Source organism: Fluviibacter sp. (assembly GCF_057744235.1).
Map to the genome: position 1 here is coordinate 36,954 of NZ_JBIJFP010000004.1, position 16,538 is coordinate 53,491.

14 protein-coding genes are annotated in these 16,538 nt (G+C 56.1%); 13 read left to right on the forward strand and 1 reads right to left on the reverse strand.

What is annotated here, in order from left to right:
- Nucleotides 1-28 precede the first annotated feature (28 nt).
- From can to AC3GOJ_RS03995, 13 genes are all read left to right on the forward strand, one after another.
- Entirely contained in the window at nucleotides 29-679 is a 651-nt protein-coding gene (can, locus tag AC3GOJ_RS03935; RefSeq protein WP_488236165.1) for a carbonate dehydratase, read from the forward strand.
- Between the two features lie 68 nt (nucleotides 680-747).
- Nucleotides 748-1,674 (forward strand): ROK family protein, encoded by a 927-nt coding sequence (locus tag AC3GOJ_RS03940; RefSeq protein ID WP_488236166.1) that lies wholly within the window; start codon nucleotides 748-750, stop codon nucleotides 1,672-1,674.
- 76 nt (nucleotides 1,675-1,750) lie between these two features.
- Nucleotides 1,751-2,683 (forward strand): type IV pilus biogenesis protein PilM, encoded by a 933-nt coding sequence (pilM, locus tag AC3GOJ_RS03945; RefSeq protein ID WP_488236167.1) that lies wholly within the window; start codon nucleotides 1,751-1,753, stop codon nucleotides 2,681-2,683.
- Entirely contained in the window at nucleotides 2,680-3,258 is a 579-nt protein-coding gene (locus AC3GOJ_RS03950; protein WP_488236168.1) for a PilN domain-containing protein, read from the forward strand. The genes pilM and AC3GOJ_RS03950 overlap by 4 nt, the downstream gene beginning before the upstream one ends.
- A gap of 38 nt (nucleotides 3,259-3,296) precedes the next feature.
- Entirely contained in the window at nucleotides 3,297-4,028 is a 732-nt protein-coding gene (locus tag AC3GOJ_RS03955) for a type IV pilus inner membrane component PilO (RefSeq protein WP_488236169.1), read from the forward strand.
- Nucleotides 4,025-4,522, forward strand: coding sequence for a pilus assembly protein PilP (locus tag AC3GOJ_RS03960; protein ID WP_488236170.1), 498 nt, complete (start codon nucleotides 4,025-4,027; stop codon nucleotides 4,520-4,522). Before AC3GOJ_RS03955 ends, AC3GOJ_RS03960 begins: the two co-directional genes overlap by 4 nt.
- Nucleotide 4,523: 1 nt before the next feature.
- A complete protein-coding gene (locus tag AC3GOJ_RS03965; RefSeq protein WP_488236171.1) occupies nucleotides 4,524-5,978 on the forward strand; it encodes a type IV pilus secretin PilQ in 1,455 nt (484 codons plus the stop codon).
- A 24-nt stretch (nucleotides 5,979-6,002) separates the two neighbouring features.
- Complete coding sequence (locus AC3GOJ_RS03970) at nucleotides 6,003-6,533, forward strand: shikimate kinase (protein ID WP_488236172.1); 531 nt, start codon at nucleotides 6,003-6,005, stop codon at nucleotides 6,531-6,533.
- A gap of 18 nt (nucleotides 6,534-6,551) precedes the next feature.
- A complete protein-coding gene (aroB, locus tag AC3GOJ_RS03975) occupies nucleotides 6,552-7,703 on the forward strand; it encodes a 3-dehydroquinate synthase (protein ID WP_488236173.1) in 1,152 nt (383 codons plus the stop codon).
- Between the two features lie 273 nt (nucleotides 7,704-7,976).
- Nucleotides 7,977-12,653 carry a glutamate synthase large subunit gene (gene gltB / locus AC3GOJ_RS03980; RefSeq protein WP_488236174.1) on the forward strand — a complete coding sequence of 1,559 codons (4,677 nt, stop codon included), beginning with the start codon at nucleotides 7,977-7,979 and terminating at the stop codon, nucleotides 12,651-12,653.
- Complete coding sequence (locus AC3GOJ_RS03985) at nucleotides 12,653-14,119, forward strand: glutamate synthase subunit beta (protein WP_488236175.1); 1,467 nt, start codon at nucleotides 12,653-12,655, stop codon at nucleotides 14,117-14,119. Before gltB ends, AC3GOJ_RS03985 begins: the two co-directional genes overlap by 1 nt.
- 118 nt (nucleotides 14,120-14,237) lie before the next feature.
- Entirely contained in the window at nucleotides 14,238-15,605 is a 1,368-nt protein-coding gene (gene glmU / locus AC3GOJ_RS03990) for a bifunctional UDP-N-acetylglucosamine diphosphorylase/glucosamine-1-phosphate N-acetyltransferase GlmU (RefSeq protein ID WP_488236220.1), read from the forward strand.
- A gap of 14 nt (nucleotides 15,606-15,619) precedes the next feature.
- Nucleotides 15,620-15,934: a hypothetical protein gene (locus AC3GOJ_RS03995; RefSeq protein WP_488236176.1), complete on the forward strand. Its 315-nt coding sequence runs from the start codon at nucleotides 15,620-15,622 to the stop codon at nucleotides 15,932-15,934.
- Here the strand turns inward: AC3GOJ_RS03995 and AC3GOJ_RS04000 are convergent, their stop codons facing one another.
- On the reverse strand, nucleotides 15,935-16,534 hold the full coding sequence (locus AC3GOJ_RS04000) for a PhaM family polyhydroxyalkanoate granule multifunctional regulatory protein (protein ID WP_488236177.1): 600 nt from the start codon (nucleotides 16,532-16,534) through the stop codon (nucleotides 15,935-15,937).
- Nucleotides 16,535-16,538 lie beyond the last annotated feature (4 nt).

Below are 16,538 nucleotides of genomic sequence, written 5' to 3' on the forward strand. Positions count from 1 at the left end.
TTGTGAATAAAAACAGAGAATTAACATCATGCACGTTTTAGAACCTCTTTTTGAACAGAACCGGATCTGGTCGGAAAAAGTCCAGGCGGAATCTCCCGAGTTTTTCAGCGACCTTGCCAAATTGCAGCAACCCGAATATCTATGGATCGGTTGCTCGGATTCCCGTGTGCCGGCTAACCAGATCATGGGGCTGCAACCCGGTGAGGTCTTTGTGCACCGTAACATTGCCAACGTGGTGGTGCACAGTGACCTCAACTGTCTCTCTGTGGTGCAGTATGCCGTGCAGGTTCTACGCGTCAAACACATCCTGGTGGTTGGCCACTATGGCTGCGGTGGCGTCAAAGCAGCCTTGGATGGTGTCCGTATCGGACTGGCAGACAACTGGCTGCGCCATATCCATGATGTCCGGCAAAAGCACCAGGCTATTCTGGATGCTGCGCCCGAGCCCGAACGTCACGATAAATTGTGCGAGTTGAATGTCATCGAACAGGTGCTGAACCTGGCGCAATCCACGGTGATGTATGACGCCTGGTCACGTGGTCAGGAAATTACGGTCCACGGTATGGTCTACGGCCTCAAGGATGGCATTGTCCGCAATCTGAACATCTCTATTCACAGTCTCAATGCCATCTGCCCGGCGTATAACCACGCGCTGAGTACCTATCTGAACGAAGGCTGAGATGAATAGCGCCACAATACGGCACGTCTTCCCGAAGACAATTTACCGGCCATCGTGACCCACTGATCATGCACATCGGCATTGATCTCGGTGGGACCAAAGTCGAGGCTGCCGTGCTGGATGCTGCGGGTTTGTTCCGCTTTCGGGAACGCCTGCCGACGCCACAAGGGGATTATCCGGCAACGCTGGCACAGATCGGCGCATTGATTTACCAGGCCGAGCATGCGCTCGGGGAACGCTGTACTGCGGTCGGTGTGGGCCACCCTGGGTCGGCAAGTCCAGCCGATAGCCGGATTCGTAATGCCAATTCCACCTGTCTGAATGGGCAAGCGCTGCAGGCTGATTTGCTTGCGATCCTGAAGCGCCCTGTCCGATTAGCCAATGATGCCGATTGTCTGGCACTTTCCGAAGCAATCGATGGCGCAGCACGCGGTTACGATTCAGTATTCGGCGTGATTCTTGGCACCGGCGTTGGCGGTGGGTGGGTCATCCGTGGCCAGTTACTGCAGGGGCCTAATGGCCTGGCCGGGGAATGGGGGCACAACCCGCTGCCAGTTGCTGGCCCCGAAGAGTTGCCCGGCCCAGGCTGTTATTGCGGCAAACACGGCTGCATCGAGGCCTGGCTTTCGGGCCCGGCTCTGATGGCCGACTATCGCCGGCGATCTGCAGACACCGCCTGCCCTGATGTTCGTGCTCTGGTCGCGGCGGCGACTCAAGGGCAGGCTCCTGCGCAGCGGAGCCTTGATCTGCATACCCAACGATTGGCCCGGGCATTGGCGGTCATTATTAACGCCTGCGACCCGGCAGCCATGGTGCTGGGGGGTGGGGTGGCTCAACGCCCGGGGTTGATCACAGGGCTTGAAGCCGAATTGCCGCGCCATGTGTTTCTGCCAGAAGGGACGCCGTTGCGTACCAAATTGCTACTGCCGCAGTTTGGCGATAGTTCCGGGGTGCGGGGTGCGGCGCGGCTGCTTGAAAGCGGTCTGAGACAGTAAGAGATTTATAAATTAGCGTTTTATTATAAAAAACGCATAAATGATTGGTAAACTCGCAAAAAACCACGGGTTAAACATGCGAGTCCAACCTCTGCGATGGCTGCTTGGTGTTCCCCACGCGATTGTGGGTGCGTGGTGGGGAGGTGATGCCATTTGTCTGGCGCGGATCGGCCGCGATCCACAGGGTAACTTGCAGGTTGAGTGTGCTTATGAAGTTTTATCTGGTGAACTGACTGCTGATGAAGGCTCGCAGGATCAGGATCAGGCTCATGCAAATACCCTGAGGTCTTTACTCGAACGCTGGGGTGGCAGCATTCGGCGGCTTGCGTTGGGTATCCCCGTGGGAGATGTGTTCATAAAAAAGATTGAGGTGCCGGTTGGACTGGAAGACCGCGATCTGATGAAGCTGGCTATCGTGGAAGCCGTGTCTAATCTGCCGGTACCGCCGGAAGAAGTGTGTGCTGATTACCTGCGTGTAGGGCTGGCATCGAAGTCCGGACAGGAGCAGATCAGAATTGCGTTCTGTCGGCGAGAGCTCATTGATGAACTGACATTAGTGGCCGAAGATGCGGGTGTCCAGCTGGCGATCATTGATCGCAATGTCCAGGCGCTGCATGATGCAGCACGATGGTTGATGACCAGGCATGCTCCTGAAGTGCAGATCGAATATCCGCTCATACTATTGTGGACAACAGATTCGCCCGTGCTGCTCATCGCTAGGGATGAATTGGATCTGATTCAGTATTCGTTACAAACAGCGGATTTGCTCGAACAGATTCAGGCCAGTTGCAGGCGATCAGGTATTTCGGATGATGCAGGTCCTTATGACCTGTGGGTATTTGAGACATCGAATGCGGACGAAAACCTGGGGCATTTGTTATCTATGAGGCCAGGGCCGGTATATTTTCTGAAGCCGGAAAAGCTTTTGCCCATCATCAGCATGTCACCGCTAATGCCCTTAGTGCCTATGATGTGCGCACTGGGTATGGCATTGCGTGAAACGACATGAATAAGCGGTTTAATCTGCTGCCGCATCAAACAATGCGCCGTCATTGGGGCATACGAATTCTGGGCCGCCAACTGGTCGTGACGTCCGTGTTGGCGTGCATATTGATTCTGATGGCATTTCAAATCCAGTCGCATCGAATAGATGACGTTGAAGCGTTCAACAAAACCTTGACGGATGGAATTCACGCTCAGATGTCCGACCATAAGAAAGCGCAGGCAGTCTTGGCGGAACATAGATCGCTCCTTGAAAAGAAAGCCGTGCTTGAACGAGTAGATGCACGACGAACGACTAGTGTGCTGATCATGGCCGATCTTGTGGGTAGTCGACCGGACGGCCTGTACTTCACAAAACTCGAAGAGAACGGGGAAAGCTTCCGGATTGAAGGCCGTTCTAGCGGCAGTGAAGCCGTTGCCCACTTTTTTGAACGGTTGACCGCGTCACGTCATATTTATGACCTAGTGCTGGAAGAGTTGCAGATCGTTGAACATGATGCCATGCAACTCTTCGGCTTTGTCATGCATGGCCGGGTCAATCTACAGGGTGCACAGCCCGCGTTGTCAAAGGATGCTGAGTGATCAAGCCTGGCAAACTCCGTGTCAGGTTGAGCGGTTGGTTGAACGGGTGGCTCCAAGATCGTCGCGCCTATGCCGGGCGATTCATGGGCGATTGGCGAAAAACGGTCAAATCAGGCAAACCCTGGTGGCGTTACGATATTCGAGAGTGTTTCTTGCTGCTTCAGGGGTTTCGCCAGAAACGGTCCGAGTATTTGACGTTCGATGTGCTGTTAGACCCGGCCAGTTGGCCTACTATTTTACGCGCAGGGGTCTTGTTCGGGATGTTTCTGCTGGTCTTGGGTATCGCTGATCTCTTGTTGCTATCGGATTCAACACGAAAACTCCGCGCCCTGGAACATGATCGGCAACTGCTGGAAGCGAAGTACCTGCGTCAGAAACAGATGATTGATGCCGTGCCGGCTTATCAGAGTCAGGTGGATTTAATCCTTGATCAATTCGGTGTGTTGCTCGATACCGTGCCGGAATCTCTGGAGCCGGTACATGTGCTGACGCTACTGAGCCAGGCGGCAAAGGTTTCCGGCGTGAGCTTAGAGCTGTTCCGGCCAATGCGAGAAGAGTCACAAGCCTATTATGCCGTGCTACCTATTGAAATACGGTTGAGAGGCGATTATCACGCGCTGGCGAGGTTTATGGAGCAGGTGTCGCGTATGAAACACCTGATTACGGTGGATCTGGCAATCGTGCCCGCCGCTCAGCATGAACATCAACTCGTTTTGGCCTCACTGCTCAAGGCATATCGTTATACCGCATCCCCAGGGACCAATCCATGAAAAAATTGGGACAAAGGGCCGTAGGTTTCTGCATGATTGCGCTGCTCATTGGATGTTGGGACTCTGGCGATCACGCGGCACGGGCATGGATTGAAATCCAGAGGCTGACGCCGGGTTTGGCTGTGTCGATCCCGGTGTTAAACAATGTGATTGATACTGAACCGGTTGCCTACAACGCTACGGGTGCGGCGGATCCTTTTTCACCCAAGACTGCTCTGCAAAGCCGAAACGACGCAGTGACGTCAAACCATGGTGCGCAGCCTGTGCGCTTTCCGGAGGCGTCTATCGAATCTCTGCGTCTTATCGTGCTTTTAAGAAAGCAGGGCCGAAGCGTTGCTTTGATCTCGGATGGTGTGCGGTATGTCGATCTGCATATGGGTGATTTTCTAGGAAGTGAGCGGTTCGAGGTGCTGTCGATCTCCGGGGAAGGCATCCTGCTTCGGCAAGACGATGGTCGAGAACAGCGGATGAAATTCAATCAACGGAGTTTGTAAGATGAAACGTTTGTGTGATGGCCGGCGGTTAGCTCGCCGAGTCGGCATCGGCCTGCTCTCTCTGCTATGCGGTTCCGTACTCTGGGCGCAGGCCCCGGCAAAACTGCTCGGGCAGAAAATCAGCGTAGATATCCAGAACGGTGATGTGCGGCAGGTGCTTTCATTTATCGGACGTGAACTTGGTATCAACATTGTGGCGAGCGATGCGGTCAAAGGGCAGGTGACCATTGTCATGAATCAGGTGCCTGCTGCCGAAGTCTTTCAGGCCATTCTGCAACAGCGTGGGCTGATTGCCAAGCAGGAAGATGGCATCATGATTGTGCGGCCCAAAGCCGAAGCAGCAGAACAGGAACGTCTTCAGATGGAGATGCAGCAACAGACGCAAACCATCGGCCCGTTGCGCCAGGAGGCCTTCAAATTGCGCTTTGCGCAGGCGATTGATCTGGAAAAGCTGGTCCGGGAACAATTAACGGTGCGCGGCAAAGCCAGTACCGATTCGCGTACCAATACCCTGTTTGTGAATGACACGGCACTCAAGCTGGGCGAGATCGCGAAATTAATCCATACGGTGGACCAACCGATTCGCCAGGTGCTTATAGAGGCGCGCATCGTTGAAGCCAACGAAACCTTCAATGAAGAACTGGGTGTGCGTCTCGGCGCATTGGATACCGTCCGTATGGGCGGGGGTGGCTTGCAGATCGGTGGCGGACAATATGTGCCGCCAACACAGGCCGGCCAGGCTTTAAATTACAATCGTTTGGTTCCGGGCAGTGGCACAACCCCAACCTATCAGACGCTGAATAGCGTCAATGGACAACCCTTCTCGGTGAATCAGACTCTTGGCGCGGTCAATCTGCCGACGACTCGAGCTGCGGCGGGCACGATGGCCTTTGCGCTGTTGAGCCCAACCGGGTCCCGTATTTTGAATGTGGAGATCTCGGCGCTGGAATCCGATGGGCGGGGCAAGATTATTTCCAGCCCCAAAGTGGTGACGGGAGATAACGTCAAAGCCGTGATCGAGGATGGTACGGAAATTCCCTATCTGTCGACCGCGCAAACGGGCGGTACGACCATTCCGACAGTAGAGTTCAAGAAGGCCGTCCTGTCGCTGGAAGTGACGCCGCAAATTACGCCGGATGGCAAGATCCGTCTCAAGTTGGTGGTGCGCAAGGAAGAGCCGGACTACGCCGCGATGCAATTGATCCCGGGGTCAACCAATCCGCCGATCAAAAGTACCGTCGTGACCACCGATGTCCTGGTGGAGGATGGTGGCATTGTGTCGATTGGCGGCGTTTTCATCAAGAAAGTGGATAATCTCGTTACCCAGGTTCCCTTTCTCGGAGACCTCCCTTTTATTGGTTCCTTTTTCAAGTACCGGTCAACAACAGAGCAGCGGCGTGAGCTGCTGGTGTTTATCTCGCCACAAATTGTTGCGGGCGGTTCGACCGGGCCTTGATGTCGCTGGTTTGAGCGTTGACGTATGACTATTGCAATGCCTGAGAATATCTACCTGGTTGGCCTGATGGGCGCGGGTAAGTCCACGGTTGGCCGGCTGCTGGCACGCCGCCTGAGCAAGCGCTTTGTTGATACCGATCACGAGATCGAAAAGCGCAATGGCGTGACAATTCCCGTGATTTTCGAGATTGAGGGTGAAGATGGTTTTCGCCGTCGTGAACAGGAAGTACTGACCGATCTGACGCAGGAGCAGGGCCTGGTGTTAAGCACGGGCGGCGGCATTGTGCTGCGCCCGGAAAATCGGGAAGCGCTGCGAAACCATGGTTTTGTGGTGTACCTTAATGCACGTCCCGAGCTGCTGGCCGAACGCACCAAGCATGACCGAAGTCGCCCGTTGCTGAATGTGGAAGACCCGCTAACCCGCCTCCGGCAGTTACATGCCGTTAGGGACCCACTCTATCGAGAGGTGGCGCACGCTATTGTAGAAACCGGCCGTGGTGCCCCGCAGCAGGTGGTTCAGGCCATTCTTGCGGAAATCACACGTATTGACCGCTAGCGCACATAAAATACGATCATGACGACACATCAGACACTGACGGTTGCACTCGACGAGCGCAGCTACCCCATTCACATCGGTTGCGGCCTGTTGGGCAATGCCGAGCTGTGGCGCCCACATCTGAACCCGAAAACCGGCGCTGTCGTCATTACCAATACGACGGTGGCACCGTTATACCTAGACAAGGTGATGGCGATGCTGGCCGAGTTGGGCTGTCCGGCCTTCTCCGTTGTTCTACCGGATGGCGAAGAATACAAATCGTGGGAAACGCTAAACACGGTTTTCGACGCGTTACTGGAAAACCGTTGCGAGCGTGGCACCACGCTGATCGCGTTGGGTGGTGGTGTGATCGGGGATCTCGTGGGTTTTGCAGCGGCTTGCTATCAGCGTGGCGCGCCGTTTATCCAGGTGCCGACGACACTGCTCTCGCAGGTGGATTCATCGGTCGGCGGTAAAACCGCCATCAATCACCCGCTGGGTAAGAACATGATCGGCGCTTTTTACCAGCCCAAGCTGGTGCTGGCCGATCTGGATACGCTGGATACCTTGCCGCCGCGTGAAATGGCGGCCGGTATGTCGGAAGTGATCAAATATGGTCTGATTCGTGACGCCGCGTTTTTCAGCTGGCTGGAACAGCATGCCGAAGGGTTAATGCACCGCGATAAGGCGCTGCTGGCTCAGGCGGTGTATCAATCGTGTGCGCACAAGGCGGAGGTGGTTGCTCGCGACGAGCGCGAAGCTGGCGAACGGGCACTGTTGAACCTGGGGCATACCTTTGGTCACGCCATTGAAACGGGTATGGGCTACGGCAGTTGGCTGCATGGTGAGGCTGTTGCAGCAGGCACCATGATGGCGGCCTGGTTGTCGCAGGCGCTGGGCTGGCTCGATGCTGTCGCCATCGAGCGGATGCGGGCGCTGTTTGTTCGTGTGGGTTTGCCGGTCGCTGGTCCGTGGCTGGGTGATTCGCCCGAGGCTTCTGCTGAACGCTATCTGGAGCTGATGCGCCACGACAAGAAAGTCAGCGCCGGCGTGTTGCGTCTGGTGTTGTTACAGGCGATCGGCCAGGCGGTGATGTCGGCGGATGCCGATGATAATGCCATTCTGGCGGCGATCCGTGCCGGCCTGGCATCGGACCCGAACGCGATGGACGTACCGCCCACCTGCCAGTAATCCCGTTCTGGGGGGCAGAGGGGTAAGAAATTGCGCTAAGGCACATTTTGGCACGGTCATTGCGTATCACCGTGTGGCTTTTGTGCGTCTTTGGAACGTTTCCTCCTAAAAAATTCCGGAAATTGCCGGTTTTTGCGCTGCAGCGTCTTGAATTGGAAGGGGGTTTGGGCGTATATTGGCCGGTTCATTTTGGTGCATTGCGCCCAAATAAAGATCACTTTTGTGCGTCGCCGGTTTGCCGGCGGGTTCATGGATTGATAGAAGGATAAGTACATGGGAGTACCTGAGCGTCAGGGTTTATATAACCCGGTGAACGAACGCGATGCCTGCGGCGTCGGTTTTGTTGCGCACATTAAGAATGAGAAGAGTCACGATATCGTCGAGAAGGGTCTGCTGATCCTGGAAAACCTCGAACATCGTGGCGCTACAGGTTATGACCCCATGCTCGGCGATGGCGCCGGGATTCTGATTCAGTTGCCGGATGCCTTCCTGCGCGCAGAACGCGCCAAGCAGGGTCTGCGTCTGCCACCGGTTGGTCACTATGCGGTGGGCAATGTGTTTCTGCCGCAATCGGTCACTGGCCGCAAGGCTTGTGAATCTGTGCTGGCCCGCATTATTCATGAAGAAGGTCTGGAATTCCTCGGCTGGCGCGATGTGCCGGTGGACACCTCGATTCTGGCGCAAGCAGCCCGTGATCTGGAGCCAGTGACCCGTCAGGTCTTTATTGGTCGTCCGGAATCGCTGAAAGATCAGGATGCTTTCGAACGTAAGCTGTTTGTGGTGCGTAAGCGCGCCGAACATGCGGTACGCAAACTGAAGCTCGAAGATGGCAAGCAGTTCTATCTACCGTCGCTATCGTCGCGCACCATGGTTTACAAGGGCATGCTGCTGGCTAATCAGGTTGGCGCCTACTTCCTGGATCTGCAGGATCCGGGTCTGGTTTCGGCCATTGCACTGGTTCATCAGCGTTTCTCGACCAATACCTTCCCAACCTGGGATCTGGCACACCCGTTCCGCATGATCGCCCATAACGGCGAAATCAACACCGTGCGCGGCAACGTCAACTGGATGCGCGCCCGCCAGAAGGCCATGGCCTCTGATTGGCTGGCTGAAGATCTGGACAAGCTGTGGCCACTGATCGTTGAAGGTCAGTCTGACTCGGCCTGTTTCGATAACGCCCTCGAACTGCTGGTCATGGGTGGCTACTCGATGCCGCAAGCCATGATGATGCTGATTCCGGAAGCCTGGGCTGAAAACCCGCTGATGGACGAAGAGCGCCGTGCCTTCTACGAATACAACGCTGCCATGATGGAGCCGTGGGACGGCCCTGCCGCCGTGGCTTTCACCGATGGTCGCATGATCGGCGCCACGCTGGACCGTAATGGTCTGCGTCCGGCTCGTTATCAGATCACCGATGATGGCATCGTCATGCTCGCCTCTGAAATGGGCGTGCTGACCTTCCCGCAGGAAGAAGTGAACAAGAAATGGCGTCTGCAACCGGGCAAGATGTTCCTCATCGACCTGGAGCAAGGCCGCATCGTTGATGATGAAGAACTGAAGAAGAGCATCTCGACCGCACGTCCGTATCGTCAGTGGATCGAGAAGAGCCGTCAGCATCTGCATACGCTGCCGGAAGTGGAAGATAGCGAAGGTCTGCGTGAGTCGCTGCTGCATACGCAACAGGCATTCGGCTATACCCAGGAAGACATCAAGTTCATTCTGGCGCCTATGGCCAGCAATGCAGAAGAAGCCACCGGCTCCATGGGTAATGACAGCCCGTTGCCAGTGCTGTCGGACAAGAATAAGCCGCTCTACAACTACTTCAAGCAGTTGTTTGCCCAGGTGACCAACCCGCCGATCGACCCGATCCGTGAAGAAATCGTCATGTCGACGATGTCGTTCATTGGTCCGCGTCCGAATCTGCTGGGTATCGAGGTCAAGGCCGGTGAAGAGCCGCCGCTGCGTCTGGAAGTCGAGCAGCCTGTGCTGTCGTCGGCTGATCTGGCCAAACTGCGTCAGATCGACAAACTCACCAATGGCAAGTTCCGTGCGCTGGTGCTGGACATCACCTTCCCGGCGAGCGAAGGTACCGATGGTTGTCAGGCTGCGCTAGACGCGCTGTGTGCCCGTGCCGAAGCCAGTGTGGGTGAAGGTTATAACGTGTTGATCCTGTCGGATCGCAATGTTGATCGTCAGCGTGCGCCAATTCCAGCCCTGCTGGCTACCAGCGCGGTCCATCAGCATCTGGTCAAGACCGGCCTGCGCACATCGACTGGTCTGGTCGTGGATTCCGGTTCGGTGCGTGAAGTGCACCACTTTGCACTGCTCGCCGGTTACGGCGCAGAAGCCGTATGTCCATGGCTGGCTTTTGACACCATTGCAGCGGTTGCCGGCGATCTGCCGGGCGAACTATCGGCCTACGAGGCGGGTAAGCGTTACATCAAGGCCGTGAACAAGGGTCTGCGTAAGGTGATGTCGAAGATGGGTATTTCAACGTACCAATCGTATAACGGCGCCCAGATTTTTGAAGCCATCGGCCTGTCGTCACAATTTGTCGGCGACTACTTTGCAGGTACCGCCACTCAGGTGGAAGGTATCGGTCTGGAACAAGTGGCGGATGAAGCGCTGCGCGTTCATCAGAGTGCCTTCGAGCACGATCCTGTTCTGGCGAATCTGCTGGAAACCGGTGGTGAATATGCTTACCGTGTCCGTGGCGAAGAGCACATGTGGACACCGGATGCCATTGCCAAGCTGCAGCATTCGACACGTTCGGGTAAGTTCGAAACCTACGAAGAATACGCTAAGATCATTAATGATCAGACCAAGCGTCACATGACGCTGCGTGGTCTGTTCGAGATCAAGCCAGCGGGTCCGTCGATCAGCATCGACGAAGTAGAGCCTGCGAGCGAAATCGTTAAGCGCTTTGCTACGGGTGCCATGTCGCTGGGTTCGATTTCGACTGAAGCGCACACCACGCTGGCTGTCGCCATGAACCGTATCGGCGGTAAGTCGAATACGGGTGAAGGCGGTGAAGATGCAAACCGTTTCCGCAAGGTTAAGGCGGGCGAAAAGCTGTCCGATATTATCGGCAAGGGACGTATTGAAGCCGATCTGGAACTGAAGGCGGGCGATTCGCTGCGCTCTTCGATCAAGCAGGTCGCTTCGGGCCGTTTCGGTGTCACGGCTGAATACCTGGCCAACTCGGATCAGATCCAGATCAAGATGGCACAAGGTGCCAAGCCGGGTGAAGGCGGCCAACTGCCAGGTCACAAGGTCAGCGAATACATCGGCTTCTTACGTCACTCGGTGCCGGGCGTTGGTCTGATTTCGCCACCACCCCATCACGACATTTACTCGATCGAAGATCTGGCACAACTGATTCACGATCTGAAGAACACCAATCCGGTGGCTTCGGTGTCTGTGAAACTGGTGGCAGAAGTGGGTGTGGGTACAGTTGCTGCCGGTGTCGCCAAAGCCAAGGCTGATCACATTGTGGTTGCTGGCCATGACGGCGGTACCGGTGCATCTCCGATTTCGTCGGTGAAGCATTGTGGTGCCCCATGGGAACTCGGTTTGGCCGAAGCCCAGCAAACGCTGGTCCTCAACCGCCTGCGCGGCCGTGTCCGCCTGCAAACGGATGGTCAACTGAAGACCGGTCGTGACGTCGTTATCGGCGCGCTGCTGGGTGCTGATGAATTCGGTTTCGCAACAGCGCCGCTGGTGGTGACCGGTTGCATCATGATGCGTAAGTGTCACCTGAACACCTGTCCGGTAGGTGTGGCAACGCAAGACCCTGAACTGCGCAAGCGCTTTAGCGGTCAGCCAGAACACGTGGTCAACTTCTTCTTCTTTATCGCGGAAGAAGTGCGCAAGCTGATGGCCACGATGGGTATTAGCCGCTTTGATGATCTGGTGGGTCGTGCAGATCTGCTCGATACCCGTGCCGGTATTGAACACTGGAAGGCCAAGGGTCTGGATTTCTCCAAGATTTTCCACATGCCGGCAGTTCCGGAAGAAGTGGCGATCCGTCACGCTGAAACACAAGACCATGGCCTGGAGCGCGCGCTTGATCACGAACTGATTCGTGCCGCGCAACCGGCCATCGGTCGCAAAGAAAAGCAAACGCTGGACTTCCCGATCCGCAACCTGAACCGCAGTGCGGGCGCCATGTTGTCGGGCGAGATCGCCAAGCGTCATGGCGGTGCAGGCTTGCCTGATGGTACGTTAACGATTCGTCTGCACGGTACCGCAGGCCAGAGTTTTGGTGCCTTCCTGGCCAAGGGCGTGAACTTTGTCCTCGAAGGCGAAGGTAACGACTATGTCGGTAAGGGTCTCTCGGGCGGTCGTATTGTGGTTCGTCCGCCAGCGGCTTTCCGTGGCGAAACGCAAGACAACATCATCGTTGGCAACACCGTGCTCTATGGTGCTACCGATGGTGAAGCCTATTTCAGTGGTGTGGGTGGCGAACGCTTTGCCGTTCGTAACTCCGGTGCAACGGCTGTTGTCGAAGGCGTGGGTGACCATGGTTGTGAGTACATGACCGGTGGTACGGTGGTTGTGCTGGGTGAGACAGGCCGCAACTTCGGTGCGGGTATGTCGGGCGGTTTTGCTTACGTCTATGACGTCGATGGCAAATTCGCCAGCCGTTGTAATATGGCGCAAGTCGCACTTGAGCCGCTGCCCGCTGAGCGTGCTGCAGCCGATGCATCAGAGTTCGGTGAAGATACCGAGTACGGCGCCGTGGATCTGCGCCACCTCACGATGCGCGATGAAGATCTGCTCAAAGAGCTGATTGCCAAGCACGTCGAGTGGACTGGTTCGCAACACGCCAAGAGCATGCTTGATCAGTGGGACAAGCATCGCGCCAAGTTCATCAAGGTGATGCCGCACGAGTATCGTCGCGCCCTGGATGACATCAAGAAAAACGCTAAGGTGAAGGAGGCTGTGTAATGGGAAAGCCGACTGGATTCCTCGAGTTCGAGCGACTGAGTGAGACTTACGAAAAACCGGACGCCCGTAAAAAACATTACCGTGAGTTTGTGGCTGCGCTAGATGATGCATCGGCAAAGCAACAGGGCGCACGTTGTATGGATTGCGGCATTCCATTCTGTAATAACGGTTGCCCGGTCAACAACATCATTCCGGATTGGAATGATCTGGTATACCACGGCAAATGGCGCGAAGCGATTGATGTCCTGCACTCGACCAACAACTTCCCGGAGTTTACCGGTCGTATTTGCCCTGCACCGTGCGAAGCGGCCTGTACGCTGGGCATCAATGTGCTGCCGGTAGGCATTAAGTCTATTGAGCGTGCCATCATCGACAAGGCCTGGGCATCGGGTTGGGTTGTGCCACAACCGGCAACTACCAAAACCGGCAAGCGTGTGGCCATCATTGGCTCGGGCCCGGCTGGTCTGGCTGCTGCTCAGCAGCTGGCGCGCGTGGGCCACGACGTAACCGTGTTCGAGAAGAGCGATCGCATTGGTGGTTTGCTGGGTTATGGCATTCCTGACTTCAAGATGGAAAAAGCGATGATTGATCGTCGCGTGACCCAGCTTGAAGCCGAAGGCGTGACCTTCAAGACCAAAGTGCTAGTGGGTTCAAGAGAACTGCCGGCCGGCATCAACAATGATGCTGAAAGCTTTGTATCTGCCGAGCAGTTGCAAAAAGATTTTGATGCGGTGATTTTGGCCGCGGGTTCGGAAGTGCCGCGTGATCTGCCGGTTCCGGGTCGTGAACTCACGGGTGTTTATGCTGCACTGGAATTCCTGATTCCGCAAAACAAGGAAGTTCAGCAAGGCAAAGCGAATCCGATCAACGTTAAGGGTAAGCACGTGATCGTGATCGGTGGTGGCGATACGGGTTCTGACTGTGTGGGTACGTCGAATCGTCACGGCGCTGCGTCGGTGACCCAGTTCGAACTGATGCCGATGCCGCCAGAGCAAGAACATAAGCCGTTGGTCTGGCCGTACTGGCCGATCAAGCTGCGCACGTCGACTTCGCATGATGAAGGCTGTAGCCGTGACTTTGCTGTTGCGACTAAAGAGTTTGTAACCGATGGCAAGGGTAACGTCAAGGCGCTGAAGGCAGTCCGTCTGGATTGGCAAGGCGGCAAGATGACCGAAGTAGCCGGTTCGGAATTCGAACTCCCGTGTGATGCTGCATTCCTGGCCATGGGCTTTACCAATCCGGTGGGTGGCCTGCTTGATGCATTTGGTGTGGAGAAAGATGCACGCCAGAATGCCAAGGCAACCACGGATGGCGAAGGTTGTTACAAGACCAATGTCGCCAAGGTGTTTGCTGCAGGCGATGTGCGTCGTGGCCAGTCGCTGGTGGTCTGGGCGATCCGCGAAGGCCGTCAGTGTGCGCGTGAAGTGGATCAGTTCCTGATGGGCTCGTCACTGCTGCCACGCTAAGGCGTCAAGGCACATGCAAAAGGGCGGCTTAGGCCGCCCTTTTGCATGGGGCTTCCGGTATCCTCTAGGTATTGTCGAAAACGAATTAACGGAGATCGTGTTGAATCACACACGTCCATTGCAAGTAGTGATTCTTGCTGCGGGTCAGGGCACCCGCATGCGTTCCGGTTTGCCCAAAGTGCTGCATCCGATTGCTGGCCAATCTATGGTGCAGCATGTGATTGCCGCCGCGGCAACGCTGAACCCACAAAAAACTGTCGCCGTTGTTGGTCACGGCGCGCCGGTCGTTGAAAGTGCTTTAGCGGATGCTGGGGTGTCGTTTGCGCTGCAGTCGCCGCAACTGGGCACGGGCCACGCTGTTCAGATGGCGCTGCCGGCCTTGGAGCCATTACCGAGCGATGGCCAGGTGCTGATTCTATACGGCGATGTGCCGCTGATTCAGCCGGCCACCCTGCAGGCATTGCTGCAGGCCGCTGGCGATGGCGTGGGCTTGATTACGCAGCAACTGGAAAACCCGAAGGGTTATGGACGTATCGTCCGTGATGCGGCGGGCAAAGTCCTGTGCAATGTTGAAGAAAAAGATGCGTCCGACGAGCAGCGCAAGATTACCGAAGTCAACACAGGTATCCTCTGTTTGCCATCGCGCCATCTGACAGCCTGGCTGGGCGCGTTATCGAACAAGAATGCACAAGGTGAGTACTATCTAACGGATCTGCTGGCCATGGCAGTGCAGCAGGGCGTGCCGGTGCATACGGTATCGCCTGGCCACGATTGGGAAGTTGCCGGTGTCAATTCCAAAGCCCAATTAGCAGCGCTGGAGCGCGCCTGGCAGTTGCATCTGGCAGAGGGTTTGCTGGAGTCGGGCGTGCGCCTGGCGGATCCGGCACGGATTGATATTCGCGGCACCTTGCATTGCGGGCGTGATGTCAGTATCGATGTGGGCTGTGTCTTTGAAGGTAAGGTTGTTCTGGAAGAAGGTGTACAGATCGGGCCTTATTGTGTGCTGCGCAATGTCACGATTCGTGCCGGCGCACGCATCGATGCCTTTAGTCATCTGGATCAATCAGAGGTCGGGCCGGATGCGGTGGTTGGACCGTATGCCCGTTTGCGTCCCGGCTCTACCCTGGGCGCGGGTGCGCACGTGGGTAATTTTGTCGAGTTGAAAAATACCCAACTGGGCAACGGCTCGAAAGCCAATCATCTTGCCTATGTGGGTGATGCCACCGTCGGCGAGCGCGTTAACATCGGTGCGGGTACGATCACCTGTAACTACGATGGCGCGAATAAATTCCGCACGGTGATCGAGGACGATGCTTTTATCGGTTCGGATACGCAGCTGGTAGCGCCGGTGACCGTTGGTCGTGGTGCAACGCTAGGTGCTGGTACAACGCTTACCAAAGACGCGCCCGCTGACACGTTGACAGTTTCGCGCGCCAAACAGTTATCGTTGCCGGGTTGGCAGCGTCCGATTAAACAGAAAAAGTAACAGAAAGTTCCAGAATGGATGTCGCGTTTTTTGCGTTTGTACTAGCTATTGCCCTGATGACAGCCGTAGGCGCTGTGATGCTGCTCGTGGGCTATATCGTCGCCATCCCGGCCAGCATTACCCGTGGCTGGGGCTGGGCGGCGCTGGTGATTTTTGTACCAATACTCGGTCCGATCTTCTTTTGCCGCGCCTTCCCCGAAGGCTTGCGTAAGACGCGATTGCAAATTTTATTCGGCACGTTGCTGCTAATGGGCGCAGCTGCCCTCCTGTATGGCGGCGGCCCCTGGATTGCCGAGCGGCTGGTTGATGCCGCTAAAGCGGCGGGATGATCAGGCGGGTTTCTTTGCGCGTGGTTTCGCTGAAGTTTTTTTGGCCGCAGGCTGGCGGGCGGATACCGCTGCCGGAGCAGGTTTTGCGCCTGCCTTTTTTGCAACTTTGGCGGTTGCTGAGTTTTTGGTGGCTTCGGCCAGCTGTTCCTGCATCTTGGCGTTGATGTCGTTCATCATTTCCCAGGGCCACATGGCGGCCTTGGCGAGGGCTGCTTCGTCACCCGCCGAGTCGTTGTTTGCGTTGACTGGTGTTGCGGCAGGCTCAGGCTCCGGTTGCGGTGGCTGTGCTGCTTGAGCCGCCTGAAAGAATGCGCTGAAGGGGTTTTCAGGGGGGGCGGCAGGCGCGTCATGCTGAGTGAAGTGGCTGCTCATGGTACGGAAGGTGCCCAGCGCGGATTTCTGCATTTCCAGATTCTGAATCGTCATCTGCAACATCGACAGATTCATACGCAACCAGTTTTCGACGGACTTCAGATCCTTGATCTGTTTGTCCAGTTCGCCTTCGTCGAGCGTGGGTGTCACCATGCCCGGTAGTTGAAAGCCCATCTGGTTCCACATACCTTGTAGAAAGTGGAGCGGGTTAGTTGACTGGTCACTCATGATC

Bases quoted from the DNA above. Each gene is read 5' to 3' on its own strand.
- can (WP_488236165.1), top strand. From the start codon at position 29: ATGCACGTTTTAGAACCTCTTTTTGAACAGAACCGGATCTGGTCGGAA.
- AC3GOJ_RS03940 (WP_488236166.1), top strand. From the start codon at position 748: ATGCACATCGGCATTGATCTCGGTGGGACCAAAGTCGAGGCTGCCGTG.
- pilM (WP_488236167.1), top strand. From the start codon at position 1,751: ATGCGAGTCCAACCTCTGCGATGGCTGCTTGGTGTTCCCCACGCGATT.
- AC3GOJ_RS03950 (WP_488236168.1), top strand. From the start codon at position 2,680: ATGAATAAGCGGTTTAATCTGCTGCCGCATCAAACAATGCGCCGTCAT.
- AC3GOJ_RS03960 (WP_488236170.1), top strand. From the start codon at position 4,025: ATGAAAAAATTGGGACAAAGGGCCGTAGGTTTCTGCATGATTGCGCTG.
- AC3GOJ_RS03965 (WP_488236171.1), top strand. From the start codon at position 4,524: ATGAAACGTTTGTGTGATGGCCGGCGGTTAGCTCGCCGAGTCGGCATC.
- AC3GOJ_RS03970 (WP_488236172.1), top strand. From the start codon at position 6,003: ATGACTATTGCAATGCCTGAGAATATCTACCTGGTTGGCCTGATGGGC.
- aroB (WP_488236173.1), top strand. From the start codon at position 6,552: ATGACGACACATCAGACACTGACGGTTGCACTCGACGAGCGCAGCTAC.
- gltB (WP_488236174.1), top strand. From the start codon at position 7,977: ATGGGAGTACCTGAGCGTCAGGGTTTATATAACCCGGTGAACGAACGC.
- AC3GOJ_RS03985 (WP_488236175.1), top strand. From the start codon at position 12,653: ATGGGAAAGCCGACTGGATTCCTCGAGTTCGAGCGACTGAGTGAGACT.
- AC3GOJ_RS03995 (WP_488236176.1), top strand. From the start codon at position 15,620: ATGGATGTCGCGTTTTTTGCGTTTGTACTAGCTATTGCCCTGATGACA.
- AC3GOJ_RS04000 (WP_488236177.1), bottom strand. From the start codon at position 16,534: ATGAGTGACCAGTCAACTAACCCGCTCCACTTTCTACAAGGTATGTGG.